This is a genomic window from Alistipes ihumii AP11 (assembly GCF_025144665.1).
Classification (GTDB): domain Bacteria; phylum Bacteroidota; class Bacteroidia; order Bacteroidales; family Rikenellaceae; genus Alistipes_A; species Alistipes_A ihumii.
Window position 1 is genome coordinate 1,206,348 of sequence record NZ_CP102294.1, and the last position, 26,287, is coordinate 1,232,634.

Genomic DNA, 26,287 nt, shown 5'->3' on the forward strand with positions numbered 1-26,287 from the left:
TTAGTGTCCTGTTACTTCGTTGATTGTGCGCACCTTCGACGCGGACGGGCCATCGGCGGGAAAACCGTCTTAAAAAGAGAATAAAGCTGCCCCGGAGGGCAGCTCCATTCCGCATGGGAACACCCGGCTATTTCCGGAGCTCCAAAGCCTTTACTATAGCTCTATATCTCTCTATATCAACCTTCTTAAGGTATTCGAGCAACTGGCGGCGCTTACCGACCAGACGCAACAGCGAGCGCTGCGTGCCGAAGTCCTTCTTATTCTTCTTCAGATGTGCGGTGAGGTGGTTGATACGGTAGGAAAATAGCGCCACCTGGCTCTCGGGCGAGCCGGTATCGGTATTAGACTTCCCGTAGTTCGCAAAAAGCTCCTGCTTTTTGTCTGCATTCAAATAACCCATTGTAATGAAATTAAAAGTTTTATCGTCGCCTTGGCTACTCCTTTCCTCAGGAAGAGTCTTCTCAAAGCGACTGCAAATCTAACGTTTTTTTATCAAGCAACCAACAACATAGTCCAAGAAAAGCATATTTTTTGACGATCGGCCTCTATCGGAAGCCACCCGGTCAAGCCTGCCCTGCGGCCCGCCGGCAATAGAGCAGCCCGCCCTCGGCACGAACGATTTCCACGACGGCGCCGCGCTCGATGTAGAGTCCGTCCTCGGCGACCGCCTCGTAATAGGTCCCGTCGACAAGCACCTTGCCCGAGGGCCTCAGCACGGCCGTGACCGTACCGGTCCGCCCTATCAGATCCGGCAGCGACGGCTGCTGACCGACATAGCCCTGTTCGGGCGTCATGCGGGTAGTAAGAACGATCCGCTCGCGGAGAGGCGAGGAGCCGGTCAAGAAACGGCGTCCGAGCCACAGCGCGGCCACGAAAGCCGTCACCGAGCTGACGATCACTACGGCGAACGGCCGGACGACCCATGCGACCGACACCTCGCCCGAGGTAACGTGACGGAACAGTTCGTTGTCGATCGCCGCAAAGGCCAGACCCGTGACGACGGCGGCGATTCCGGCGACGCCCGCGATGCCGAAGCCCGGCAACACGAATATTTCGACGGCGAGCAGCAGCAGTCCGACGACGAACAGCAGCAACTCCCAGTTCTGCGCTACTCCTTCGAGATAGAGCGGCGCAAAATAGAGCACCGCCCCGAGCACGGCGACCACCAAAGGAAAACCGATGCCGGGCGTCTGCAGCTCGAAATAAATGCCCCCGATGATCAGCATGATGAAAATGCCCTGAGCCACCGGATTCATCAGCCAGCCCAGCACGCGGTCGAGCGTCGTGGGCTCGTACACGTAGAGCGTATAGTCCTCGACGCCGGCCCGCTGCAACACCTCGGCCACCGACGAGGCGCTGCCCTCGCTGAAATGCCTCTGCACGGCTTCGTCGGCCGTCAGCGTCAACACGCGGAGCGTCGTGCTGTCGCCCGCGCTCCGGCCCACCATCGCCTCGGCCACGAGCGGATCGCGGTGCCAGCGCCAGACGGTATCCCCTCCGTCGATCCGCTCGATCACCTTCCCGTGGGACTCGGCCGTCGCACGCATCGTAGCCCGCATGAAGCTTTGGAACTTGTCGGGCATCGGCCTGCCCGACTGGTCCACGACCGAGGCGGCCCCGATCGATGCGCCGGGACGCATGTAAATGCTGTCGGCAGCCAGCGCGATCAACGCTCCGGCCGAAGCGGCCTGATTGTCGATCCAGACCCAAACCGGGATCGGGCTTCCGAGCAACGCCGTGCGCACCGAGTCGGCCGCGTCGACCAGACCGCCGTACGTATTCATTTGAATCAGCACCGCATCGGCGCCCATTTCCCGTGCCTCGGCAAGACACTTGGCGGTCAGACGCTCGACCGAAGGCATGATCGGCTCCCGGATCGGGAACGTATAGATCAACGGACGGGAAGAGGAGTCCCCCGCGCGGAGCGCCGCGACCGCGCACAGCGCGAGCAGCAACGACAGGAATTTTCTTTTCATGGCGGTTATCGTTACGAGCGGCTGCGAGGCATTGCGGCCCGCAGCGGCGATTCGGCTTACAGCCATTTTTTCCAGCGGAAGAACAGATAGGTCAGCGCGCTGGCCAGCACCATCAGTCCGAGCGCGAACGGGTAGCCGTACTTCCAGTGCAGCTCCTGAATGCCCACGAAGTTCATGCCGTAGATGCTGGCGATCATCGTCGGAGGCAGGAAGAACAGCGACGCGACGGTAAAGATCTTCGTCACGTTGCTCTGCTCGATGCTGATCAGACCCAGCGCCGTGTCCTGCATGTAGTCGAGCCGCTCGAAGCTGAAATCGGCATGGTTGATCAGCGAGTTGACGTCCTTGATCATCAGCTGCAGCTTCGGATAAATGTCGTTCGGGAAGCGTTCGCTGCGCAGGATGCCGGACAGGATGCGCTGGCGGTCGAAGATGTTCTCTCGGATCAGCATCGTGTTCTCCTGCAAATGGCTGATGCGCGTAAGCATCTGCTTGTCGACCGAGTCGCTCAGACTGATCTCCTTGCTCAGCGCCGCGATGTTCTTCGCCAGCGCCTCGACCAGGTCGGCATCGAAGTCGATACGGACCTCCAGAATCGAAATCAGCAGATGATAGCCCGTCGGGAAAGCCCGATAGTTCATCTGCAGCCGCTTGGCACTCTCGGTGAAGGTCCGGAATTCGTTGAAGCGCACCGACACGAGCACGCCCTCGGCGATGATGAACGACACGGGCTCGATGCTGAACGAGTCGCCGGTCGGCATGAAAAAGTTCGAGTTGCAGATGATCGCGTTCTCGGTTTCGGAATACTTCGACGAACTTTCGATCTCCTCGACCTGCTGCCGGGTCTGGAGATTGATCTCCATGAAATTCTCGACGGCCTTCTGCTCCTTGATCGTCGGCGAGAGCAGATCGATCCAGAGGATGTCGTCGTAGCCCAGATCGTCGAACAGCCTGACGTCGGCGTTGCGTACGATCTTGTTATATTGCTTGAGGTATATCGTAATCATGTTTTCGGTCGTTAGAAGTGAGCAATCGGAGAGGTCTTTCCCTTTCCCGCACGAGCCTTCAGCGGGAAGTTCAGCCGGGATTGATCGGAGGCTCTATGCGGAGTCCCTCCTCCCAGTAGAGCTCCATCGCCCGACGCTTCTGCTCGTCGAAAACGAAATCGATATTCCGGGTCAGATAATCGCGCGCATACGGACGGTCGCCGTACCCGTAGCGGCGGATCGCTTCGTCGATATGGGCCGTGCCGTAAGCCAGCGCTTCGGTCAGCGAGTCGACCGTAACCTCCGGCACGCCGCCGCGCGCGACCCATGCGGCGAACACGAAAGGCAGGCCGGTCAGCAGTCGCCACTGCTCGGCCAGGTCGTAGCGATAGCGGAAAGCGGCCTCGCGGGCGAACACCTTATCGCCGATGATTACGTATCCGGTGCGGGGCTTCGGATCGTCCAACACCGAGAAATCGTCGAGCTCGCGCCAGCGGAACTCCCTTTTCCACAGCTTGGCGGCCAGCAAGCGGACCAAACGGACCGAAGTGAGCGAATGGCTGTCGAGATAGACCGTATCGACGTTCTCCAACGGATCGGCGCTTGCGAGCACGACCGTCCGCACCGGGCCGCTGGCTCCGATGCAGTAAGGCGTCACGATACGCAGGTCAGAAATCCCCGGAATGGCGGCGACGGGTATCAGCGCCAGATCGGCCTTACCGTCGCGCAGTGCCTCGGCGCAGCCTCGCGGAGGAGAAAGCAGCAACTCCGCATGCAGGCCCGCGCCGGCATGTTCGATACCGTAGATAAAGGGGATGGTATTCAGGTAGGATACCGCAGCTATTCTGTTCCGCATCATCATCCATACAGCATCAAACGTTCGTTAAACCATATCCGGTCTTCCGCAAACGCGCAGAGCCGGGCTGTCGGGCGAAGGCTACCTCGGCGACGAGCCGCATTTCCGTGTTGCGAAGGTAGCCAAAAATTGCGAATAACCCATTTTTCGGGGCTTTTTTTCGCTCCGTCCCGTCGAAAAGCGCTTGCATGAAGCGTGCCCCGCAACGGGAAACGGAGAGCGGCACGCAACAGCGACCGGTCCCCGGAAACATCGCGCGGGAATCCCCGCGACCGGCAGCCAGAGCACGATCCCCGGACGCAAGTATCGGCGGGCCTTTCGATCCGAAAAAGTTCGGGATCGAGGAACGAGCGATACGGACCGGACACGCAACGCTTCCAAACTCCGCCCCGAACCGGAGCCGCCCCATATCGAAAGAGGCGCGCGGGCAACGGAAAGCCTGTCTAAAATCCTCCCCGCCGGAGAATGCGTTCGGAATCGCGCACGGTCGAGCGCATCCAGCGCAGCAGGATTTCGTCGCGCTCGGTCTCCGGAATGCGCCACGGCACGCCGCTCGCCCTCAACCGCGACGAGAGCAGGTAAAGCAGGATGGCCGCCGAGGCCGACACGTTCAGGCTCTCGACGAAACCGCACATCGGAATGCGGACGAACTCGTCGGCCGCCGCGACGACCTCCTCGCTGATCCCGGCATGCTCCGTACCGAAGAACAGCGCGAACGGCCCGGCCTCGACGTCGAACGTCTCGGGCGTCCGGTCGCCGGCATGCGGCGAGGTGGCTACGATGCGGTAGCCCCGTGCCCGCAGGTCGCCCACGAGCGAAGGCGTATCGGGATGCTTGCGTATATCGACCCACTTGTCGGTCCCGCGCACGATATTCGCGTTGGGCGTGAAGCGGCAAACCGTCTCGACCGTATGAATATCCTGTATGCCGAACGCCTCGCAGTTGCGCACCAGCGCGCTGGCGTTCTGCGGATGGTAGGTATTCTCGAGACAGATCGTCATGTAGCGCGTACGGTTCGCCAGCGTTTCCCTGAGCACCTTCTCGCGTCCGGGCAGCATGAACCCGGACAGGTATTCGATCATTCGCGCGGTCCGCCGCGAGTCGTCATTTTCGGTATTTCTTGTCATCCTCGAGCAGTTTGAGATAGCTTTCGTAGCGCGACGGAGCGATCAGGCCCTGCGCGACGGCCTCCTTGACCGCGCACGAAGGCTCGTGCGTATGCGTGCAGTTGTAGTATGCGCAGCCCGACGCATGGCGGAGCAGATCGGGAAAATAGCGGCACGCTTCGTCGTCGGCGATGTCGATCAGGCCGAAGCCCTTGATGCCCGGCGTATCGATCAGATAGCCGCCCTCCTCGAGCGGATACATCTCCGAGAAAGTCGTCGTATGCTTCCCCCGGCGGCTGCTCGCCGAGACCTCGCCCGTGCGGACGTCCAGCGAGGGATCGACCGCCCGGATCAGCGACGACTTGCCGACGCCCGAATTGCCGGACAGCAGCGAGACTTTCCCCGTCAGACGCGCTTTCAGCGCTTCCACTCCGTCGCCCCGCTCGGCGCTCGTCTCCAACACCTCGTAGCCGGCCAGCGAATACGCGTGCAGGAAGGAGGCCCGGATCTCGCGCAGCTCGTCGGTCACATACAGATCGCACTTATTGAGCACGAGCGTCGCCGGTACGCGATACGCCTCGGCCGTCACCAGAAAGCGGTCGATGAACTCGTTGTTCGTGGCCGGGCGGTACAGCGACACGACCAGGAAAGCCTGATCGACGTTCGCCGCGATGATATGCGACTCTTTCGACAGGTTCGGGGAGCGGCGAATGATGTAGTTGCTGCGGGGACAGACGCCGACGATCGCGGCCGTACCGTCGTCGGTCGTCTCGTACTCGACCCGATCGCCGACCACCACCGGATTGGTGGAGCGGCTGCCCCGCAAACGCAAGCTGCCCCGAATCCGTCCGGCAAGCGGGCGCCCGCTGCGGACGTCGCGGAGCGCGTACCAGCTGCCGGTGCTCTTGATAACCAATGCCGTCGATCGCTTCTCCATGCTCATTCGCTCGTGTTTTCCCGGTCGGCGAGCTTCTCCGCCGCCCGGCTCAGGTAAGGGAAAACCCACCGCGACACCTCGCGGACGGGCTTATAAAGAACGGCCCGCGCATAACTTTGCTCGCCCACCCAGCCCGCGCTGCGGTTCACGGTCTCGAACGCGCCGAGCAGCAGGCTCAGGATCAGAGCCATTTTGACGACGCCGAGCAGCAGTCCGCCCACGGCGTCTATCGGGCCGAGGCCGGCCAGTCGGAACAGGCCCTTCAGCAAATGCCCCAGCAGCGCGATCCCGAGCAGCGTGAGCAGCAGGATCGCCACGAATCCGGCCACGCGGGCAGCCGACGGATCGACGCGCATCCACAATCCGGCCGCCTCCCCGTACCGGGAAGCCAGCCAGACCCCCGCGACGAGTCCCAACAAGCCGCAAGACTGTGCGACGATCCCGCTCCGGAATCCCCTGTACGCCGCATAAGCCAGCGGAATGCCGACGATTATATCGAAAGCGTGCATTTCTCCGTTCTTTACTTGGCGGGTACGGAGCGTCCCGGCCGGACGCACGGGACATCCCCTTAAAAACCGATACCCGGTACGAAGATACCGCAACTATGCGTGAAAGCAAAACGGCCGGGCGAAAAATCGGCCCCGTTCCGCTCCGAAAGCCGAGGAATACGGGGAATAAAGTATCGGTCCGGGCCTCAGGCGGGAAAAAACGACAGCCGCACAGGACCGGCTCGGCGCGCTTTCCGGCCCCGCGGGCCGTCCCTGCCATGACGGGAAAGGACCGGACACGGTCCCATCGCACCTGTGAGAAACCGTACGGCGGCACGCCCGCCGCCGGAGACGACGGAAATTCAGGACCTAATGCCTGTTGCGGTATGGACGATATTTTTGCCGTCGATAGCATATTCTCGAATTCCTAATCGAAGACACAATAGAATACTTACGAGATCAGAGGACGGTTTTTCGGGTTTTGTATTAATTTTGTCCGTAAATCGAACGACATGAAAAAAGCGGGAATTCTCCTCGTGCTGCTGACCGCGTGCCTCGGGCTGCCGGCGCGCGAAGTCATCAACCTCAACCGCGACTGGCGGTTCTTCAGCTACAGCGAGGGAAGCAGCGACCGGGCCCAGAACGTGAACCTGCCCCACACATGGAACAACGATGCGCTCGGCGGCAAGAACGACTACTTCCGAGGCGTGGGCAACTACATGAAGGACATCCAAGTGCCGCTCGAGTGGCGCAACAAGCGCGTCTTCATCCGCTTCTCGGGCGCCGGGACGGTTACCGACCTGATCGTCAACGGCTGTCACGTCGGGGAACATCGCGGCGGGTTCGGGGCTTTCACGTTCGAGCTGACCGGCTACCTGCGCTACGGCGAACAGAACCTGCTGTGGGCGATCGTCAACAACGCGCCCCGGCTCGACGTGCTTCCGACGGCGGGCGACATCAACATCTACGGCGGACTGTACCGCGACGTCGATCTGATCGTCACCGAGCCCTCGCACATCGCGGTCAACCATTACGGCTCGCAGGGCGTGTACGTGCATCAGAAAAGCGTATCCCGCGAGCGAGCCGAGCTCGAGGCGGTCGTCCGCATCGACGGCCTTCGGGACCGTTTGCTGAGCGTCACGGCGACCGTCGTCACGCCCATGCGCGACACGGTGGCCTCGGAGCACGCCCGTTTCCGGGTTCCGGCCGAGGGACGGGGATCGGTCTCCGTACCGATCGCGATGGACAATCCGAGACTGTGGAACGGCACGGCCGATCCGTTCATGTACGACGTGATCGTCCGGCTTATGGACGACAGTCTGCTATGCGACGAGGTGACCGTTCCGCTCGGGCTCCGCTACTTCAGCGTCGATCCGAAACAAGGCTTCCTGCTCAACGGATCGCCATACCGGCTGCGGGGCGTATCGCACTACGAGGACCGGGCGTCGGTGGGCAACGCATTGACGCCGTATCAGATCGCCGAGGACCTGGACCTGATCGCCGAAATGGGCGCCAATGCGGTCCGCGCGGCGGCTTATCCGCATAACGAGAGCTTCTATGACGAATGCGACCGCCGGGGCCTCGTCGTACTGAGCGAGCTGCCGCTGATCGGCCCGGCTTACATGACCGACAGGGGCTATATCAACACCGAGGCATTCCGCGACAACGGCCGCGACCAGCTGCGCGAAATGATATTCCAGCAGTTCAACCATCCGTCCGTAGCGGTTTGGGGCATCTTCTTCGACCAGACGCCCCGGGGCGACGACCCGACCGCGTACGTCAAGGAGCTGAACTCGCTGGCCATGTTGGAAGACCCCTCGCGCCTGACCAGCGCCACGAGCAACCAGGACGGCAAGATCAATTTCGTAACCGATCTGGTCGTATGGGACCACAACTACGGATGGAAGGAAGGGCTGCCGTCGGATATCAAGGTATGGCTCGACCAGTTGCGGACCAACTGGGGCAGCCTCTGCTCGGGCATCAGCTACGGAGCCGGAGCGTCGATCTATCATCAGGACGACTCGCTCTACCGCCCCGACTATCTGGGCAACTGGCACCCCGAGCGCTGGCAGACCTACCTGCACGAGCAGTATTATCCCTACATCGACGGTTCGCCTTTCCTGTGGGGCTGGTTCGTCGCCAACATGTTCGACTACGGCGCCGCGGGCCGCAACTGGGGCGAGGGCACGGGCGTCGACGACCGGGGGTTGGTCACCTTCGACCGCAAGTACCGCAAGGACGCCTTCTACTTCTACAAGGCCAACTGGAACCGTACCGAACCGACGGTATGGATCGCCGAGAAACGCTGGAACCGCCGGCCCCGGACGACGCAGACCGTACGCGTCTACTCGAACGCCGATCAGGTCGAGCTGTGGCTCAACGGCGCCTCGCTGGGCGCGAAGACCGGCACGAACGGCACGTTCGTATGGGAAGGCGTCGAGATGCGGCGCGGAGCCAACCGGTTGCAAGCCCGCACGAACGCCGGCGAGGACGAAGCGACCGTTTACATCCGGTAGCGGCAGCCCGGCCGGAGAAACGAAGGAGCCGCAAACTCAATAAGGAAACGGAGGCGACGCGAGAACGGCCGGCGACGGAAACGGCGCAAAAACGGTCGAGCCCCAAAGCGCATGGGACCCGGGCCGCCGGTATCGTCCCCCTCGGCCACCGGCCCGACGGAGTCGCAAAACCGCCGCTCACCCGTTCCGCCCATTCACCCTCACCCGCTCATTCACCCGCTCACCCGCTTAATCGGCCCAGTACCGGAAAGTACCGCATATCCGGTAAAGGCCGTCGATCTCCGTTCTCGGGACGGCGATTTCGTCGTACTTGTCCGGTTTCAGCGAAACGAGCCGGACGCGCTCCGGCGACTCGTCCTTGCGGATAATCCGGCACAGCCGGGCCTCCCCGACAACGACGACATAAGCTCGGCCGAACACGACGGACTCGGCCGGCGTCCGGGCGAGAAGCATGCAATCGCCGGACAGGAGACGGGGCGACAGCGCGTCGCTGCTGCAGGAAACGGCCGCCTCGGCCTCGCGACACAGCCAGGAAGGAAACGGAATTCGCCGATCTTCCCCAGGCCGAAAGTCCCGGTCCAAAGAGAGCAGGTCGGGATAGAGCGGAAGGTAGAGCACCTCGGCGGAAGCGGCCTCGGCAGAAGTCCGGTCGGGAGCCTCGGGGTCCCCCTCCCCTCCGAGAAGCCAGCTCAGGCTCAGCGACGGACAGATGTTCCGGATACGCAGGGCCAGATCCATGCTGATGCCGTTGTAGCCTTTCCGTATCCGGTAGAGGTTTTCGCTGCGCTTGAGGCCGAGACGTAGGGCCAAAGCGTTGTAGGAGCGCTCGCCCGAATATTGCAGGACGATCCTCAGCCGGTCCCGGGCCGGAACGGTCCCGGCGCAGGAAGATGGGTCGCAGGCAGGCATCGTATGGTCGGTCTGTCGGATCATGCGGTAGCGGAATTTTTAAATGGCCGGAACCGGGTGAGGGAGTCCCGGCCATTCGGGAATGGCCTCATTCGCCCGAAGGCCATACCGTTTTATCAAAATTTCATATTTTGCGAAATAACTCTATAAATTATGTCATAACTTAGCTACCTAAAAAAGCGAAACGGAAAGCGCAGGTCGTCCGTCGCCGCGCAGGAGCGGCTCGGTGCCGTACGGACGACCCGCGCTTACTCCAGGCAATCCTAGGGCCTCGCGGAGCTTTTGCACATTCTGACTTTCGGACCGGAGACCGGCCTTCCCGACACACGGCATTGCGAACCAACGAGCGGGAACGGTCGGTCCGGTCCGATTTTTCTGCCGTCCCGAACCCGCCGGACCGCCGCGCTCCGGCAACGGACGCCGGACCGACCCAAGCGGATACGGACCATGAAAGTTCCGGCCAGACAGAGAAGCGGCCGGCAGTCGTCCGCCCGGCATTTGCCGCAAGCGAAACGGCAGAGGGACCCGACGCAGGACGCAGAGAAAGCGCCGCAGCGCACGGTCCGTATGAATCGATAAAGGGAAATGCCCGACCGTCCGGCGACTGCATCGCGCCGGAACGAGTAGCGAACGGTATGTGCGGAACGGGAACCGTAACATGGCCGGGTGATTTATATTTCCGAACACCGCGCCCGAGGAAAAAAGAAAGGCGCAGGTTCAAATTCCAAGTCCGGCCTTCCACAGCCATTCAAAAGAATTATCCCCTACGCCCGAACTTGCCCTATCAAAAATAGGGCAAAGCTCAGGTTTCGGACAGATTTCGCCTTTGAATCAATAATGTGGAAGTTGGACTTTGCGAAAAATGCCTAAACCAAATATGTTACGGCTCTACTGTTGTATGTAACAGTACAAAAGTAACATCTTTTTCAAAAATATTAAGTCGGTTGAAAATTTGCTTTGGTCCAAAAATAAGAAAAGTCTTCCGCAAATACAAATAAACACATCTAATTAGTATTACCAATATACTATACAAATAAGAATCAGCCAATTAGTAATTTCTTTTTGTAACTATTTTTCCAACATTTGTATCATGAGAAAAGTAAGACGCAACGACATATTACTGAAGAACGTAGCCGAGAAATTGAAGAAAATCCGGCAAGAAAAAGGAGTCACTCAATTATCGGTCCTCGTCGATACGGAAGTTCATGTCGGTAGACTGGAAAACAACCCCACGAACATATCGCTGTCGACGCTTGCCGATCTTTGCACCTATTACGGCTTGACTCTTGAAGAATTTTTCAAGGATATGCCTATTGGCGAGACAAGCTACAATCATAAAAAACATAAATAAACGCCCTTGCAATGTGTATTAGTTATAGGGATTCACACTAATGCGGAAAGAAATACGAGACGAAATGCTGTTGCAAGAAATTGTAATCAGACTCAGGGAGTTCCGGAAGAAAAAAGGCGTTTCTCAATTGCAAGTATTGATAGATACCGATATTCAAGTATATTGAAAAGACTTTTTCGACGGCATCAAAAACCAAGAAATACCGGACACGACATCCATAGTCTTGAGAAAAACAACCGAAAACCGACAATCCCGCGCGCCGGAACGAGTAGCGAACGGTATGTGCGGAGCGGGAACCGTAACATGGCCGGGTGATTTATATTTCCGAACGCTGCACCGGTAAAAAAGAAAGGCGCAGGTTCAATTCCCCAAATCCGGCCTTCCACAGCCCTTACATAAAGGAATCTCCCCTACGCCTGACTTTATCTAACCGAGGGTCGTCCGGCTATGTCCCGCCCTCCGTCAGCGAGCAAGCGACGGATGCACGCCGGCGGACGGAACCGAAGCGGCCAGCACGCCGGCGGCCGAGGGTCCCTCGCAGAAAAGCAGATCGACGATCGACAGGTTCGGGACGAACGGCATCCGCTCCGAAAACACCTGATAATAAGGCTGCGGCGCGAAGTCGGGATCGGGGCGCGACAGCCGGGGCTTGCGCGAGATGCAACGGCGGAAGTCCTCCCCCTCGGGCACATGCTCGGCATAACGCTCGGTATGCCCGACCGGCGGATCGGCGCGCAGCAGCTCGAGCACGAGCGACTGGAGCTCCTCGTTCAGATCGACCAGAAAATCGTGCCGCTTCCGGTAAACGACGGCGAACCGCTCCTCGTAATAGCCGAAATAGGGCGAGCGGCGGTAGGCCGACACGAGCGCCTGAAAATGCTGATGCCGCCACTTTTTCGTGCGGTCGATCCGGATGTCCCGGACCGGAACGCGCTCGCCCGAGGGCCGGCACACCGGAACGACGAGCGTCGTGGGCCCGCCGGCCGACAGAATGTCGCAGCGGTTGCGGCAGCTCTGCTTTTGGTAGTGCTCGTGCAGGTCGATCTGCGCCCGGCCGCTCAGCAGCTTCGTATAGTACTGCACGTTTCCGAGATAGGCGGTAGAAAGAATCACTGTACAAATCGTTTTTAAGTTCCGGCATCCGTCGGGATGACCGTAGCATTCGTAACAAAGAACGGAGGCTGCGCCGGACAGAGACCGTGCACGGCAAGCGGACAGACGCTCCGCCGCCTGCGAGCCGAAACCCTCCGCACCGCCGTCCTTTCCTCAGGCCGGGGACCCATCGTCCACGGTACGGGAAAAGCGATCCGCCCGAAACGTCCGCGGCCGTCCGCAGACCGCGCGGTCACAGAAATATCTCGGGCTCGCGCCTCGCTTGGCAAGCCTCGCGGAGCGCTTCCATTTTCCGCTCGAAAGCGGACCTCGCGGGCTCGGCCAGCGATCTCGCTCCGGCACGGCAGTAACGCACGCAGGCGAAACAAGCGATACACCGCGAGGGGTCGGTCACGCGATAGTTTCCCGGATCGATCGTCTGCACGGGACACACCAGCGCGCAGCGGCCGCAACGCTCGCAGCGCTCCGGATCGAGCTCCGGAACCAGCGGAATCGGAGCGTAAGCCTTGTAAGGCTCGTGTCCCGGGACCCGGATCGGAACTTCGCATGCGGCCCGGTCGCGCAGCTTGGCGGCGACCTGTCGGCCGAACGCCTCCATAAGGGCCGTATCGGCCTCGTCGGGACGCCCGGCGGCGATCCGCCCGTTCAGCGAATGTTCGGTCACGAACGCTCCGGCCGCGACCACGCGGAATCCGGCCCGGCGCGTCAACCCGACCAGTTCCGATAGCGCGTCTTCATACGCCCGGTTGCCATAGCTGACCACGCAGACGGCATCGCCCGTTCCCCGAACCGGCAAGCCGCCGTGAAACAGTCCCGGCACGCGGCCCGCATACACCGGCATGCCGACCAGAAGCAACTCGTCGTCCCCGACCTGCACGCCGGCCTCGCGCCATGCGGGACGGTCGAGCGAATCCTCCTGCACACGCGCGGCTCCGATACCCGCCGCGATGCTTCTCAACACCCGGCGGGTCGAACCCGTCGGGCTGAAACTGACGGCACGTACCGTCCCGATTCGATCACTCATAATTTCCGGCTATGTTAAGGTTTCTTTCTCGATTCCGTAATTCCTTCACGCTTTCCTCCCGGGATACCTCCGCATCCGCTCCGGTTCCGCTCTCTTCTGCCGGCACCGACTCTCCTCTGGGAACAAGACCGGCCACAGCTACGTTCCGGGCGAAAAAATACCCGATTCCGACGACGATTCGCGGACGAAACGGGCGAAAACCGAGACCCGACGGTATCCCGTCGGCCCCATGTCCGCTCCCTCCGCTGCATCCGCGCGCAAGGTCCGGAGTGCGGAACGGAAACGAGCTTTCTACCGCCCAATCGACGAGAGGCTCCGAGAAACGGAACGGAAAACCGGGCCGGCCAATACCCGGCCGGCAGCATATCGGCCACCGTGAGGCAGGCCCCGCCTCCCCTGCTTCAGGGAAACCGGGCCCCGCGCTACTCCTTCTTATCGCCGAACAGGTCGACCTCGCCGCGCTCGATGCGCCGGAACATCGTGGCGAGCTCGGCCACGACCGGCGAGATCAGGCCGATCACATCGTCGATGTAGCCCTGCTTGCTCCGGTCGCCCTTGATGCGGTACAGCATCACGGCATAAAGCGCGCGGAAGAACAGTTCGACATCCGACATGCCGGGCTTGCCGAGCTTGCTCTTGAGTCCCGGCAGTTCGGGCGCGACTGCCCCGTAGAGCCGGCGGTAGTTCTCGCCGGCGGGAAGCGTCAGCAACTGGCGGTGCAGGTTGTCCAAATCGGCAATCAGGTGCATCGTGTGCTCCAAATGTCCGCTCTGCTCTTTTCCCTCCTCGCGCAACAGGCCGGCGAGCTCCATATACCAGACCAGCGCCTGCTGCTTTTGCTGCTCGCTCAGGCGCTCCTGCTTCTGCACGAGCTGGGAATAGACGGCCTCGGGGCTGAACTGCAACGCGCGGAGCAGGTCCTCCAGCTGCCAGAGGTAGAGGATGTACTCGGCGATATTTTCCTTGCGCTTGCTTTGTGCGATATACATCGGATCGGTCGTTTGGTTCAACGTTCGTCAGGCGAAGATACCGCTTTTCACGCAAAAAAGAAACCGACGACCCGGGGACAAGACGATCCGAACGACATTTCCGACAAGGGCAAACAAACCGGACAAATCAGACGGCGGACCTGCCTCGACACCAAACCGACAAAGCAATCCAAACGATCATCCCGACCGGACAAAACGTACCGGACAAGTCAGGCGAAGATTCCATCCCGACCGACGAAAACCCCGCTCCGGTTCCGGTCGGACGAGACGGTCCGAACAACAGGCTCCAACAGATCAAACGGACCCGACAGGCTAAATGAACGCTCCGCTCCGACTGACGAAAGCTCAGGTTCCGGTCGGACGAAACGACACGGCGCATCCTCCCCGCCCCGACACCTACCTTTTCACCAGCCGCCGAAAGAACCGGCCGGCGCATCCTTTCCCCGCATAAGCCGGAGTCTCGGAACGGCCGACGGCTTCCCCGAACTGTCGCAACCAGCTCGGCATACAAATATACCGCGCCTGACATCAACGACATCGATTCCCGCCGCAATGCCGCAACGAACGCCGCACCGCAAACGACGACAAAATGCGGATGGCCGGTAAGAATCCACCGGGACACCGGCCCTGTCGCCCTGTGTCCGAAGTACGGCAACCGGACCGTCCGCTACCGAATCACCTGAATCCGCCGAAACGACCGAAACGACCGAAACGACCGAAACGACCGAAACGACCGAAACGACCGAAACGACCGAAACGACCGAAACGACCGAAACGACCGAAACGACCGAAACGACCGAAACGACCGAAACGACCGAAACGACCGAAACGACCGAAACGACCGAAACGACCGAAACGACCGAAACGACCGAAACGACCGAAACGACCGAAACGACCGAAACGACCGAAACGACCAGGACACACGCCGAAGTCCCGTCCTGCATGGAAACTGCAAACCGCTCGTTTCCGACCGGGAACAAAACGCTCAGACCCGCCCCGACCGAAGGTTCCGACCTTTTCTACCGGAAAAGACAAAGAGAAACGTTGCGAGGCGCCCCTCCCTGATGGACGATTTCTTGCCTTCAGGTTCTATCAAGCCAACCCACCGGAACCTCCGACCGCCTTCAGCGGAAAAGAAAAACAAAGGGAAACGCCTCATAGCGTTCCCCCTTGTATCGGAAATTTCCCGTCTTCAGACTATTCGGCCTGCCGGACGGCGGTAATCAGGTCCAGATCGTCGGACGACGACTGGGCGATGTATTCGGCGGCGGCGGCGTTCTGAGCCTCCCCGTGCTTGACGTAAAGCTGGGCGGAAACGCGGTATTCCTCGACCTCGCTCGCCTGACGCAACAACAGGTAGCCGATGATGATATGAGCGGCCATCTCGACCATCCGACGGGCATGGAAGTCGATGAACTCGTTGCTCCCCGCGGCGGTCACCTTTTCGACGGCACGCTCGTACAGCTCGCGCATCGCGATCAGCTTCTGGTGCACATGGCCCAAATCGGCCGCGTAAGTCTGCGCCTCGTACTCGCGGATTTGGTTCAGGTAAGTGCCCGTAGTGACGTGACGGATCGCCGCAACGACCTGCAACTGCGAGGTCCCCTCGTAAATGTTCGTGATGCGGGCGTCGCGGTAAATGCGCTCGATCGGGTAGTCCTTCATGTAGCCCGAGCCTCCGAAAACCTGAATCGCGTCGTAGGCCAGCTGGTTGCAGTACTCGCTGCTCATCAGCTTCAGCATCGGCGTGAACGCGTCGGCCAGCCGGGTGTATGTCTTCATCTCGGCGCGCTCCTCGGGCGTCAGCTTGCGGTCATGGCTCAGGTGAGTATAATCCTTGTATATCTCGACGAAACGCGTCGTCTCGTACAGCATCGCACGCGAACCGTAGAGTTTGGCTTTCATGTTCGACAGCATCTCGGCCACGGCCGGGAACTCGATGATCGGCTTGCCGAACTGCATGCGCTCCTGCGCATACTTGAGCGCTTCGCGGTAAGCGGCCTCCGAAAGACCGGTCGACTGGGCACCGATACCCAGACGGGCAGCGTTCATCAGCGACATCACGTACTTAATGAGCCCCATCTTGCGGTCGCCGACCAACTCGGCCGGCGCGTTCGTGAACACGAGCTCGCAAGTAGGCGACCCCTTGATGCCGAGCTTGTTCTCGATGCGGCGCACCTTGACCGCCATGTGACTGCGGTCGTACACGAACATCGACAGCCCCCGGGCGTCGGTCGTGCCTTCCTCGGAGCGGGCCAGCACCAGCGAGATATGGCCGTCGCCGTTGGTAATGAAGCGCTTGACGCCGTTCAGGAGCCATGTCCCCTTCGCCTCGTCCCAATGGGCCTTCAGCATCACGGCCTGCAAGTCGCTGCCGGCGTCGGGCTCGGTCAGGTCCATCGCGCAGGTCTCGCCGCGCGATACCCGGGGCAGATACTTGGCCTTGAGCTCCTCGGACGCGAACTCGTTCAGCGTCTCGGCGCAGTCCTGCAAGCCCCAGATGTTCTCGAAGCCGGCGTCGGCGCGTGCGACCATCTCATTCGCCATCACGAAATAGACGAGCGGGAAGTTCAGCCCCTCGTACTTGCGCGGCAGCGTCAGCCCGAACAGGCCGGCCTGACGCAGCGCCTCGATATTGCGGGCCGTGCCCGGAGCGTACTCCACGTGATCGTTCACGACCTTGGGACCGTCGTGATCGACTCCCTCGGCGTTCGGGGCGATCACGTCGCCGCACACTTCGCCGACGATTTCCATCACGCGGCGGTAGCTGTCCTGAGCGTCCTCGAAATCGACAGGCGCGTAGTCGTACGCGTCCTTGTCGGCATATCCTTTCTCCTTGAGCTCCACGATCTTCTTCATCAGCGGATGATTCATGTGGAACTGGAGATCCTTGTTGTCCAAAAAGAAATTAGCCATAGTAATTTATCGGATTTTATATCGGTTACAGAACGCGGCCGCTACTTCGAATTCTGCTTATAATACTTGATCATCTTCGGAATCACCTCCATCACGTCGCCCGTAATGGCATAGTCGGCTATCTTGTTGATCGGAGCGTCCGGGTCGGTGTTGATCGAGATGACCATCGCCGAACCGTCCATGCCGGCCGTATGCTGGATCTGGCCCGAAATGCCGCAGGCTATGTAGAGCTTCGGCCGCACGGTGACGCCCGTTTGTCCGATCTGGCGCGCATGGTCGGCCATGCCGGCATCGACCGCCGCGCGCGAGGCGCCTACCTCGGCCCCGAGCACGCCGGCCAGCTCGAACAGCAGATCGAAATTCTCCTTGCTGCCCATCCCGTAACCGCCGGCCACGATGACCGGAGCGCCCTTGATGTCGATCTTGCGCTCCTCGATCTGGCGGTCGATGATGCGGACGGCGAAATCGGCGTCGCTCAGGTACTTCTTCGCATCGACCTGACGGACGACGCCTTTGCCGGGCGTGCGGGCTTTCTCTTTCTTCATCACGCCCTCGCGGACGGTCGCCATCTGCGGACGGTGATCGGGATTGATGATCGTCGCGATGATGTTGCCGCCGAAAGCGGGACGGATCTGATAGAGCAGATTCTCGTAGACCTTACCCGTCTTATTCTCGGTATGCGGGCCGATTTCGAGGCTCGTGCAGTCGGCCGTCAGACCGCTGTGCAGCGCCGACGAAACCCTCGGACCGAGGTCGCGGCCTATCGGCGTGGCTCCGAACAGCGCGATCTGAGGCTGTTCCTCCTTGAAAATACCGCAGACGACCGCAGCATGCGGCAGCGTGCGGTAGGGCGCGAGACACTCGCAGTCGGCTACGTGCACGATGTCGGCGCCGTACTCGGCCAATTGCTTTTCGACGCCGGCGAGTCCTTGTCCGAGCGCGAGCGCCTCGAGCTCGCAGCCCAGCGTATCGGCCAGCGCGCGGCCCTTGGTCAGCAGTTCGAGCGACACGTCGGCCACTTTGCCGCCCTCTATCTCACAATAAACGAATATGTTGTTCATCGATATTCCCGTATTTAAGCGTTGTACGATCTCTTATCCCAAAGTATGGCTGGCGATCAGTTCCTTGATCAGCGAGTCGATATCGGCGTCGTCGGCACTCAGGCGCTTGGCCTCCTTGGCGGCGAACACGACGTTCTCGATCTTCTTGACTTTCGTCGGCGAGCCCGAAAGCCCGAGTTGCGTATCGTCGGCATCGACATCCGCCACGCCCCATTCGGTAATGTTCAGATAAGGGCGCGACTCGCGCAGCTGTGCGTAGCAGCCGACCTGGTCGAGCTGGCACTCGCTCGGCGTGATCGCATGCTTGTACTTCATCACGAGCTTCGCATGGCGCGGACGGCACTCGGGAGCCGTTCCGTTGACGGTCATCACCAGCGGCAGGCGGCAAGCGACCGTCTCGACGCCATGCTCCAGCCGGCGGCGGATCAGCAGCTCGTCGCCCTCGATGCCGACGATCTCCTCGGCGTAGGTCACCTGAGGCCAGTTCAGCTTCTCGGCGACCTGCGGTCCGACCTGAGCCGTATCGCCGTCGATGGCCTGACGGCCGGCGACGATGATGTCGGGATTCATCTTGAGCGCCGCGCGCGACAGCGCATAGGAGGTAGCCAGCGTATCGGAGCCCGCGAACTTACGGTCGGTCAGCAGCACGCCCCCGTCGGCACCGCGGAACATCCCCTCGCGGATAATCTCCGCAGCGCGGCCGGGCCCCATCGTCAGGATCTCGACCCGGCTGCCCGGAAACATGTCCTTGAGCACGAGCGCCTGCTCCAGCGCATTGAGGTCCTCGGGATTGAAGATAGCGGCGAGCGCCGCCCGATTGACCGTGCCGTCGGCCTTCATAGCGTCCTTGCCCACGTTGCGGGTATCGGGCACCTGCTTGGCCAGCACAACTATTTTCAACGTTTTCTTCATCATGGAATTTATTTGGTATTTTTCGTTCTTTCCGTCGCCGGAAAATACAGCCGTAATTGCACAAAATTAAGCTTTTTTCCGGAAAATCAAACGTCCGCATCACGAAAAAAGCCGCCCGGAAACTCCTTGCGCACGCTCCGCCCCGAAGCATGCGACCTAAAGACATTCCCGGCCGGCTCGCCCGTTCCGTTCGGACCGAACGGAACGGGCATCAAAAAAAGGCGGGCACTCCGCGAGTGCCCGCCCGGCGTACGTTCGTACCGTCGTTATTTGTTGGCAGCCTTCTTATCGTAATGTTTTTGATAGCGGCTCATAAACTTATCTACGCGTCCTGCGGTGTCAACCAACTTCATCTTACCGGTGTAGAACGGATGAGACGTGTTGGAAATTTCCATCTTATACACGGGATAGGTTTCGCCGTCCACTTCGATGGTCTCTTTTGTCTGGACGGCGGACCTGCACAAAAACACATGATCGTTCGACATATCCTTGAAAGCCACAACGCGGTAGTTGTCCGGATGAATCCCCTTTTTCATGGTGTTTGTTTTAAAATATATGAATACTCCTGTAAATGCGATGCGAGGCTGCAAAGGTAATAAACAAATGCGGTTTTCCAAAATTCCCGGAAGAATTTGTCGTCCGGCCGGCCGGACTAAGGCTTATAGCTGACGACCAGCACCTTCGAATATTCCCAGAACTTGGTCTTGTCCTTGATCTGCAACTCTTCGAACACGCCGTCTGCGTTCATCACGAACTCGTACGAGCCGGCCGGATGCGAGCTGACGAGCACGGCCTTGCGGTGACCTATCTTCAGACCGTCGAAATTCCGGATATCGATCTGAGTGAAGCTTTCGAGGCTGCGGTTCTCGTTGATTTTCAAAGTACGGCCTATGAAGCCGCTCTTATAGACGATCTCTTTCTGAAGCAGTTCCTTCTCGGGTCCGACCATGTAGTAACCCGTATTCAGTATGTCGCTCTGCGTTTTGAGATCGCCCTCGAGCGAAGCCTTCTCCTCCGAGAGGTCGCTTACCTGCGTATGAAGCCCTGTCACTTGCTCGCTGAGCTGAGCCACCTGCACGTTCATATTCTCGAGATTTTTGCGGAGCACGACGATCTCCTGATCTTTCGACTCGACCTGCGACTGCAACTGAGCGATCAGCTTCTCGAGGCTCGCGACCCGCACATTGGCCTTCTTAAGCTGGTCGGCCGACTGCTGGAGCCGGTTGATCGTGCGGCGGTTCTCCTGCAGCAACCGGTCGATCGCCGCGATATCCTCGTTGATCTTGACGGCCGACTGCTTCGGAATCTCGCCGCTGTCGAGGCTGGCGTTGATAATGTTCTCCCGCAGCTTGATCGCGCTCAGGTTCTCCGCTACGGCGTTCATCGACGCGAACACATCGTTGATCACGGAATCTTTCTGCGCGACGACCCGCTCGAGCGAGTCGTTCCGCTTCGCGGACGAGCCGTTCTCGGACGAGCGTCCGCACGAGGCCAACAGCCCCACAAGTAGCATCAAGTGTAAAATTTTTCTCATCACCGTAAAGCAATTAAGTCTATGTCGCAGGTCGAGGCTCCGGCCGGCGTCAGAACGCCACCCGTATGCCCAGACCGAAATCGGCCGCATGGAAACCGGTCTTTCCGATCACGTTCAGATTCGGTTTGTAGTCCAAAGAAAATGCCAGAGGAAGCTCCCGAATCTTGTACTCCAGCCCGATGATCCCGTTCACGCCGAACGTGAATTCGCCGTCGTCGTAATCCCACGAGCCCAAGTTAGCACCCGCCCCGTAATAGAACTCGAAGCCCTCGCCGATGACCGGAATCGTACGCTCGTACAGAGCGTATATGTTGAACCCCTGCGCGAAGTCGAGCATGCCCTCCAGCGCATTGACCGGATCGAAATGATAGCGCACGCTCAGCCCCGTTGCAGTAACTCCGCCGCGCACGCCGACCGCGCATTGATAATTCTGGGCGCTGAGCCCCGTCACCGCCCAAAGCGCCGCGACGATCAGTCCGATCCGCTTTTTCCCCATACTCTCCGAACAATATTTCCGACAAATATACGAATTATCCGCTTGTTTCCGACTTTCCGACGGTTGCGATGCGCTACGGGACGGCTGCTTCCCGCCACCTACCGGAACATGGATTTCTACGCGAACCGGCGCAAGGAACCGGGCGTTTTACATACGACCCCGCTTCAGGACTTGTCAGAGCGCCCCCTCCCTATTTATGAGCTGCGCCGCCCTTCTGCCATTCCATACTTGCAGTCGGAGCCGGACGAATTCTTCCCCCGTTTTCGCGTCAGAACTGCAACTTCACGCCGAAGAGCGCGTGCACTCCCAGCGCGGGATACATATTGTAATAGAACATTTTCTGATTGGCCAAATTGCGTCCCTCGACGAAAATGCCGATCGCCTTCGACAGATTATACTCGGCCTCCAGATGCACGTCGACCTGCATGTCCACATGCTGACGGACAAAAGGCTGCGAGCCGTTCACCCAGTCGGTAAAGTCGCGCGGTCCCAGTACGTCCGCTCCGGCCTTCAGCAGAAACTTGTCCCTGTACCGGTACTCGAGCGTCAGGCCGGCCGTCAGGTCCGGCAGACCCAGATAATAGGCGAGCCCCGGAGAATCGGGCGAGTCGCGGAAGCGGTCTTTCGTGTCGTACCAACGATACTGCACCGATAGCAAGGCCCCGAACGAACTCGAAAAACGGGCCTCGATCTCGCCCCCGAGGGTCCACATCGACACATCGGCATGCAGCACGTCGAACGTATTGCCTGCCGCATGCAAAGCACCCAGCCCCTCGCACCGGTTCGCGTAGAAATTCATGTTCCGGTAACGGGAGTAGCCGCCCCATACATGATAAGCGAACGACGAAGCGACGCCTCCCCGGATGCCGAGGCGGCCGTTGTACTCGGCCGTATTCTTTCCGTAACGGCCTTGGAAAACGTACGGATTGTTCGCTACCGTCGCCCGATAGCCGTTGTTGCGGTACCGCCCGTCCACTCTCAGATAAGGCACGAAACCGCCTCCGGCCGGATTCCAAAGAAACTCGACCTGCGGAAACAGCGCGCTCTCGTTGCGGAAACCGTCGTTGTCGAGCACATAAGTCACACCGAGCGCGATTTCGGCCCGGCCCGAGCGCAGCCGGTAAAGGGGAGCTATCGTCAGAATCCGGTCCTCATACATCGGCACGGTTTCCGGAACCTCTTCGAAATATTGAGCTTTCAGACTTCCTGCCCCCTTGTAATAATCGTAACCGACATGCAGCGTCACCTCGTGACGGCCGCCGAAACGCTTGCCCAGATCGAGGAAAGCCTTTACGTCGCCTTCTTTTTTATCGAAACGGTCCTGAAAATAGGCCCCTTCGGCCCCGAAGCGGATATTGAAATAGGAAAGGTCCTCGAAGGCATGCCCCAGCACGAGGCGCCCGCGCACGGTCGAAAAATTCTGTCTCAGTCCCGAGGCGGAACGGTCGAGCGGCCAGAGCTCCGGATCGTAGTCCGGGTCCTCGACGAGAAACGTCGTATCGTACCCGTAGCGACTGATCTTGTCGTAGTCGTAGCCTATCTCGCCGGAAATCCCGAAACGGCCGAAGCGATGCTCGCCGTAGGCTCCCACGCTGTTGAACGTCTGCGAGGCGGGCGTCTTGATGCCGTTGACGTTCTTGATGTCGCTCCAGCTCCCGTAATGGTTGACGTACACCCCCCACTTGCCGTCGCGTTTCTGCGTCGAGGAGAAATAGGCATCGAGCACGCTCTGCAGCGGAGCGCCTACGCCGGCCTTGACGTACAGCGGACCGAAGGTCCGATAGTCATCCAGATTGACCTGCACGGGCTTGATCGGCGTCACGCCGAACCCTTGGGTGACCGGCCGTGGCGTCACCGAGAAATCGACCTCGGGACGCAGCGCGACCGTATCGACCATATTGGGCTTGACACCCAGCTTCGAGGCGGCATCCACCGACGGCTCGTACTCGCGCGTCACCTCCATCTCTCGGTTCAGGTCGCCTTCGGGTTTCTGGGCGCGGGCCGGCAGGAAAGCCAGCGCAACAGCCGCGCACAGGATCGCTTTGTTCGTTTTCATCTCACTTATTTCGGTTGAGTGTCATTATTTCAGCGCATCGATTTTTTGCCGGGCCTCCTCGACTATGCCGTCCGTCCGATCGGCATAGCCGTCGACTATGCTCTGGTAGGTCGCCCTCGCCTGAAACGCATCGTTCTTCTTGACATAGATATCCCCCAGCAACAGGAATGCCTTACCCGTCCAGTATTGGAACGGCAGCTTCTTGTCGGAAAGGGCGTAAACTTCCTTCTCGGCCCCGGCCAGATCGCCTTGTCCGAACAGAATCGACGCGATGCGGTAGTGAGCCTCGGCCGCCTCGCGGGTGCGGGCTTCCGTCGCCTTACGGTAATGACCGAGCGCATCGCCCGACTGCCCGGCCGCATCGAGCGAACGAGCCTTCGCGAAATGGGCGGCGGCAGCCAGATCGTCCGCCGCATAGGGCGAAGCGAGCACCTCGTCGGCTGCCCGGCCGAGCGCCTCCATATCGGAAGTCAGCGTCACGGCCTTCAGATAGCCGTCCAGTCCCTCGACGGCCACGTTGCGCTGAACAGCCGTCGAAGCGAGCTTTCTGTAAAGCTCGGCGGCCCCGGCGTAGTCCTTGTCCTCCATTCGCATCGAGGCGGCCTTACGCAGCGCGACGGACTGATACCGGTTGCTCGGCATGGCCGCCACCTCCTCGAAAGCGGCCAGCGCGCCCGCACGGTTTCCTTCCCGCAGCGAGCAGTCGCCCAGCGCATACAGCGCATCGGCCCGATAAGCTCCCTTGGGATACTGCCGCAGATAACCGTCCATCAGCGGCAGCGCCTTGGCATACTGCCCGCTCTGGTAAACGCGGTCGGCAGCCGCGAACGACAGCGAGTCGCGCTCGACGACCGTCACGTTCGTCTCGACGCCGCTCTGCTTCGCGAAAGCGAAATAGGAATCGACGTCGTTGTTGTCCACGTATATGTTCTTGATGCCGAGCATCGCGTCCTTGGCCCGGGGCGACGACGGATACTGCGTGACGACCTGCTTATAGTAACGCAACGCCTCGGCATCGTTGCCCAGATTCCGGTAGATCAGCCCCAACTCGGACAGCGCGCTGACGCAGTAAGGCGACTGCGGGTAGCCGGCGACCAGCCTCTTGAGCACGTTCGCGCCTTCGTTGAACCGCTCGTGGCGTACATAGGTGCGTCCCAGCTCGTACATTGCGTCGTCGACGTACTCGCTGTCGCCGCCCCCGATGATATCGATCAGCGACTCGACCTTGCGGTCGTACTTGTCGACCAGCCCGAGCATCACGGCGCGCTGGAAGCGCGCATAGTCCTTGCCCGAAGCGCCGATCGAGATCGCCTTGTCGTAGTTCTCGATCGCCTTGTAATACTCTCTTTGCGCGAACGCAATGTCGCCCAACCGGTTGAACGCATCGGCCCTCAGGGCATCCTTGGTCGTATAAGCCGAGACGAAACGATTGAACCACGAGGCGGCCTCGCCCCAATCCTTCGCATTGAAGCGGCAATAGCCCACGTTGTACTGAGCCATCAGATTCTCGCGCTCGCCGCGGGGCGACAGCGACACGTAAGAACGGTACAGCGGCTCGGCCTGCCGGTAATCGCCCTTCTTGACGAGCGTTTCGGCACGCCAGAATTTCGTCAGCGCGGTATACTTGGCCGTGTACCGGTTCGCATCGGCCACGTCGAACAGCTCGAGCGCCCGGTCGTAGTCGCCCGCCTCGAAATACTCCAGCGCGCGAAAATAGGCGATTTTTTGCAAGGCCATTTTCACGTTGTTGTCGGGATCGGGAACCAGCTTGATCGCCTCGTAGGCCGCGTCGTAGTTGCGGGAATTGAAATAGGCGGCCAGCAGCAGCTCGCGCGCCTCCCCCACGCGGGGCGACGAAGGAAACGACTCGATGTAGTTGTTGAGCACGGCGATCGCACCGTCGAAAACCCCGCCGCCCTGCTCGTACTGCAGCTTGCCGTAGTCGAACATCGCTTCCTCCTTGATTTCGGGATCGTAATCGGCGGCCGAAGCGAGACCGAAAGCGCTCATCGCCTTCGCGCGGTCGCCCGTCTGCAAATAGCAGTCGGCCAGATGGAAACAAGCGTTCTGGGCCAGCGCGTCGCTCCCCGAGGCGACCTGCGACAAACGCTCGACCGCCCGGTCGTACTCCCGGTCCGCATAATAGCAATAACCGGCCAGATAGAGCTCCTCGCGGCCCATCGGGCCGCCCAGCTTTTCGTAGTTATCCATATAAGCGAGCGCGTGCGGATAATCGCCCTGATGGAAGTACGCCTCGCTCACGATACGCGAAATCTCGCGCTGCCGGCTCTCGGTCGACTTGGCGAGCAGCGGAATCCCGTGTTCGATGACATAGGGGTAGTTGCCCTGCTGAAACTCGATCTGCAACAGATAGAAGGGAACGACCGGCTCATAGGAAGGATCGGCGGCCAGGGCCGAGAACCCCCGCTTGGCCGCGTCCAAATCGCCCCTCGCATAATCGATATAGGCTATATAGTAAGTCGCGTGAGGCAGATATCGGGGATCGGACGAGCAATTCTTGAAATAGCCGTAGGCGGCCTCCGTGTCGCCGCACATATAAGCGGCATAGCCCGTCCGGAAATTATATTGGTCGTAATCGGAAAAGTCGAGCTCGTAGGGATCGACCGTCCGATACTCGTCGTATGCCCTGCCGTAATCTCCCTGCTCGTGATAGAGCGTGCCCAGCGCAAAGCGGACGTCGTTGGCACGGATCGAATACGGATAGTCGTCCAGAAAACGCCCGAGCAGCTCCTCGGCATTGGTCTGCCGCATCTGCGAAGCGCACAAGGCCCGGTAGCAAGACGTCTTCTCGAGGAGGGCGGCATCGCCCTGCCCTGCTTCCCGGGCCGCTTTCTCGAACTCGGCCTGAGCCGCCGCATACCGCTGCTTCTCGTACAGGGACACGCCCCGGTCGTAATGGGACTCAGGGTTTGCGGAGGACGCGGCGGCCTGACGGACAGCGCACAGGCAAAAGCACAGGCAAGCTGCGACCCACAAGGATTTCTTTCTCATAACGATTCAGATTATCGAACGAGCAAAGTTAGTAAAATTTATCGATCCG

The 26,287-nt window shown here is 60.1% G+C and carries 22 protein-coding genes; 2 read left to right on the top strand and 20 right to left on the bottom strand.

Annotated features, from left to right (window positions below; genetic code table 11):
• Positions 1 to 127: 127 nt before the first annotated feature.
• The 7 genes from rpsO to NQ491_RS04925 form a co-directional block, all read right to left on the bottom strand.
• Positions 128 to 400 carry a 30S ribosomal protein S15 gene (gene rpsO, locus NQ491_RS04895; protein WP_019246477.1) on the bottom strand — a complete coding sequence of 91 codons (273 nt, stop codon included), beginning with the start codon at positions 398 to 400 and terminating at the stop codon, positions 128 to 130.
• Between the two features lie 163 nt (positions 401 to 563).
• On the bottom strand, positions 564 to 1,976 hold the full coding sequence (locus NQ491_RS04900) for an NfeD family protein (RefSeq protein WP_026089738.1): 1,413 nt from the start codon (positions 1,974 to 1,976) through the stop codon (positions 564 to 566).
• Between the two features lie 56 nt (positions 1,977 to 2,032).
• Positions 2,033 to 2,983 carry a magnesium transporter CorA family protein gene (locus tag NQ491_RS04905; RefSeq protein ID WP_019246479.1) on the bottom strand — a complete coding sequence of 317 codons (951 nt, stop codon included), beginning with the start codon at positions 2,981 to 2,983 and terminating at the stop codon, positions 2,033 to 2,035.
• 70 nt (positions 2,984 to 3,053) lie between these two features.
• Positions 3,054 to 3,821 carry a menaquinone biosynthetic enzyme MqnA/MqnD family protein gene (locus NQ491_RS04910; RefSeq protein WP_315968568.1) on the bottom strand — a complete coding sequence of 256 codons (768 nt, stop codon included), beginning with the start codon at positions 3,819 to 3,821 and terminating at the stop codon, positions 3,054 to 3,056.
• 440 nt (positions 3,822 to 4,261) lie between these two features.
• Positions 4,262 to 4,945 carry a TrmH family RNA methyltransferase gene (locus tag NQ491_RS04915; protein ID WP_026089739.1) on the bottom strand — a complete coding sequence of 228 codons (684 nt, stop codon included), beginning with the start codon at positions 4,943 to 4,945 and terminating at the stop codon, positions 4,262 to 4,264.
• Positions 4,923 to 5,861, bottom strand: coding sequence for a ribosome small subunit-dependent GTPase A (gene rsgA / locus NQ491_RS04920; protein ID WP_019246483.1), 939 nt, complete (start codon positions 5,859 to 5,861; stop codon positions 4,923 to 4,925). Before rsgA ends, NQ491_RS04915 begins: the two co-directional genes overlap by 23 nt.
• Positions 5,862 to 5,863: 2 nt before the next feature.
• On the bottom strand, positions 5,864 to 6,370 hold the full coding sequence (locus NQ491_RS04925; RefSeq protein ID WP_019246484.1) for a CvpA family protein: 507 nt from the start codon (positions 6,368 to 6,370) through the stop codon (positions 5,864 to 5,866).
• 491 nt (positions 6,371 to 6,861) lie between these two features.
• Here NQ491_RS04925 and NQ491_RS04930 point away from each other — a divergent pair, with 491 nt between their 5' ends.
• The gene (locus NQ491_RS04930; RefSeq protein ID WP_019246485.1) at positions 6,862 to 8,865 is read left to right on the top strand and encodes a glycoside hydrolase family 2 protein; all 2,004 of its coding nucleotides are present in this window, start codon (positions 6,862 to 6,864) and stop codon (positions 8,863 to 8,865) included.
• A 228-nt stretch (positions 8,866 to 9,093) separates the two neighbouring features.
• Here the strand turns inward: NQ491_RS04930 and NQ491_RS04935 are convergent, their stop codons facing one another.
• Positions 9,094 to 9,798 carry a hypothetical protein gene (locus NQ491_RS04935; protein WP_019246486.1) on the bottom strand — a complete coding sequence of 235 codons (705 nt, stop codon included), beginning with the start codon at positions 9,796 to 9,798 and terminating at the stop codon, positions 9,094 to 9,096.
• Positions 9,799 to 10,864: 1,066 nt separating this feature from the next.
• Between NQ491_RS04935 and NQ491_RS04940 the strand changes: the two genes are divergently transcribed.
• Positions 10,865 to 11,125 carry a helix-turn-helix domain-containing protein gene (locus tag NQ491_RS04940; protein WP_019246487.1) on the top strand — a complete coding sequence of 87 codons (261 nt, stop codon included), beginning with the start codon at positions 10,865 to 10,867 and terminating at the stop codon, positions 11,123 to 11,125.
• A gap of 462 nt (positions 11,126 to 11,587) precedes the next feature.
• On the opposite strand, the gene NQ491_RS04945 is transcribed toward NQ491_RS04940, so the two are convergent.
• The 12 genes from NQ491_RS04945 to NQ491_RS05000 form a co-directional block, all read right to left on the bottom strand.
• On the bottom strand, positions 11,588 to 12,238 hold the full coding sequence (locus NQ491_RS04945; RefSeq protein ID WP_019246488.1) for a WbqC family protein: 651 nt from the start codon (positions 12,236 to 12,238) through the stop codon (positions 11,588 to 11,590).
• Between the two features lie 232 nt (positions 12,239 to 12,470).
• Positions 12,471 to 13,262, bottom strand: a complete 792-nt coding sequence (locus NQ491_RS04950; RefSeq protein WP_019246489.1) for a 4Fe-4S binding protein — start codon at positions 13,260 to 13,262, stop codon at positions 12,471 to 12,473.
• Between the two features lie 422 nt (positions 13,263 to 13,684).
• Positions 13,685 to 14,251, bottom strand: a complete 567-nt coding sequence (locus tag NQ491_RS04955) for a DUF4924 family protein (RefSeq protein WP_019246491.1) — start codon at positions 14,249 to 14,251, stop codon at positions 13,685 to 13,687.
• Between the two features lie 675 nt (positions 14,252 to 14,926).
• Positions 14,927 to 15,175, bottom strand: a complete 249-nt coding sequence (locus NQ491_RS04960; protein ID WP_157365676.1) for a hypothetical protein — start codon at positions 15,173 to 15,175, stop codon at positions 14,927 to 14,929.
• Positions 15,176 to 15,448: 273 nt separating this feature from the next.
• Positions 15,449 to 17,167, bottom strand: a complete 1,719-nt coding sequence (locus NQ491_RS04965; RefSeq protein WP_019246493.1) for an acyl-CoA dehydrogenase family protein — start codon at positions 17,165 to 17,167, stop codon at positions 15,449 to 15,451.
• A gap of 41 nt (positions 17,168 to 17,208) precedes the next feature.
• Positions 17,209 to 18,228 (bottom strand): electron transfer flavoprotein subunit alpha/FixB family protein, encoded by a 1,020-nt coding sequence (locus tag NQ491_RS04970; RefSeq protein WP_019246494.1) that lies wholly within the window; start codon positions 18,226 to 18,228, stop codon positions 17,209 to 17,211.
• 33 nt (positions 18,229 to 18,261) lie between these two features.
• The gene (locus tag NQ491_RS04975) at positions 18,262 to 19,140 is read right to left on the bottom strand and encodes an electron transfer flavoprotein subunit beta/FixA family protein (RefSeq protein ID WP_026089741.1); all 879 of its coding nucleotides are present in this window, start codon (positions 19,138 to 19,140) and stop codon (positions 18,262 to 18,264) included.
• A gap of 266 nt (positions 19,141 to 19,406) precedes the next feature.
• Positions 19,407 to 19,676, bottom strand: a complete 270-nt coding sequence (locus tag NQ491_RS04980) for a type B 50S ribosomal protein L31 (protein WP_019246496.1) — start codon at positions 19,674 to 19,676, stop codon at positions 19,407 to 19,409.
• A gap of 116 nt (positions 19,677 to 19,792) precedes the next feature.
• On the bottom strand, positions 19,793 to 20,674 hold the full coding sequence (locus tag NQ491_RS04985) for a Cbp1 family collagen-binding glycoprotein adhesin (protein WP_034283298.1): 882 nt from the start codon (positions 20,672 to 20,674) through the stop codon (positions 19,793 to 19,795).
• 49 nt (positions 20,675 to 20,723) lie between these two features.
• Positions 20,724 to 21,170, bottom strand: a complete 447-nt coding sequence (locus tag NQ491_RS04990) for a hypothetical protein (protein ID WP_019246498.1) — start codon at positions 21,168 to 21,170, stop codon at positions 20,724 to 20,726.
• A 268-nt stretch (positions 21,171 to 21,438) separates the two neighbouring features.
• Positions 21,439 to 23,226 (bottom strand): TonB-dependent receptor, encoded by a 1,788-nt coding sequence (locus tag NQ491_RS04995; RefSeq protein ID WP_019246499.1) that lies wholly within the window; start codon positions 23,224 to 23,226, stop codon positions 21,439 to 21,441.
• A 24-nt stretch (positions 23,227 to 23,250) separates the two neighbouring features.
• Entirely contained in the window at positions 23,251 to 26,238 is a 2,988-nt protein-coding gene (locus NQ491_RS05000; RefSeq protein ID WP_026089742.1) for a tetratricopeptide repeat protein, read from the bottom strand.
• Positions 26,239 to 26,287: the final 49 nt, after the last annotated feature.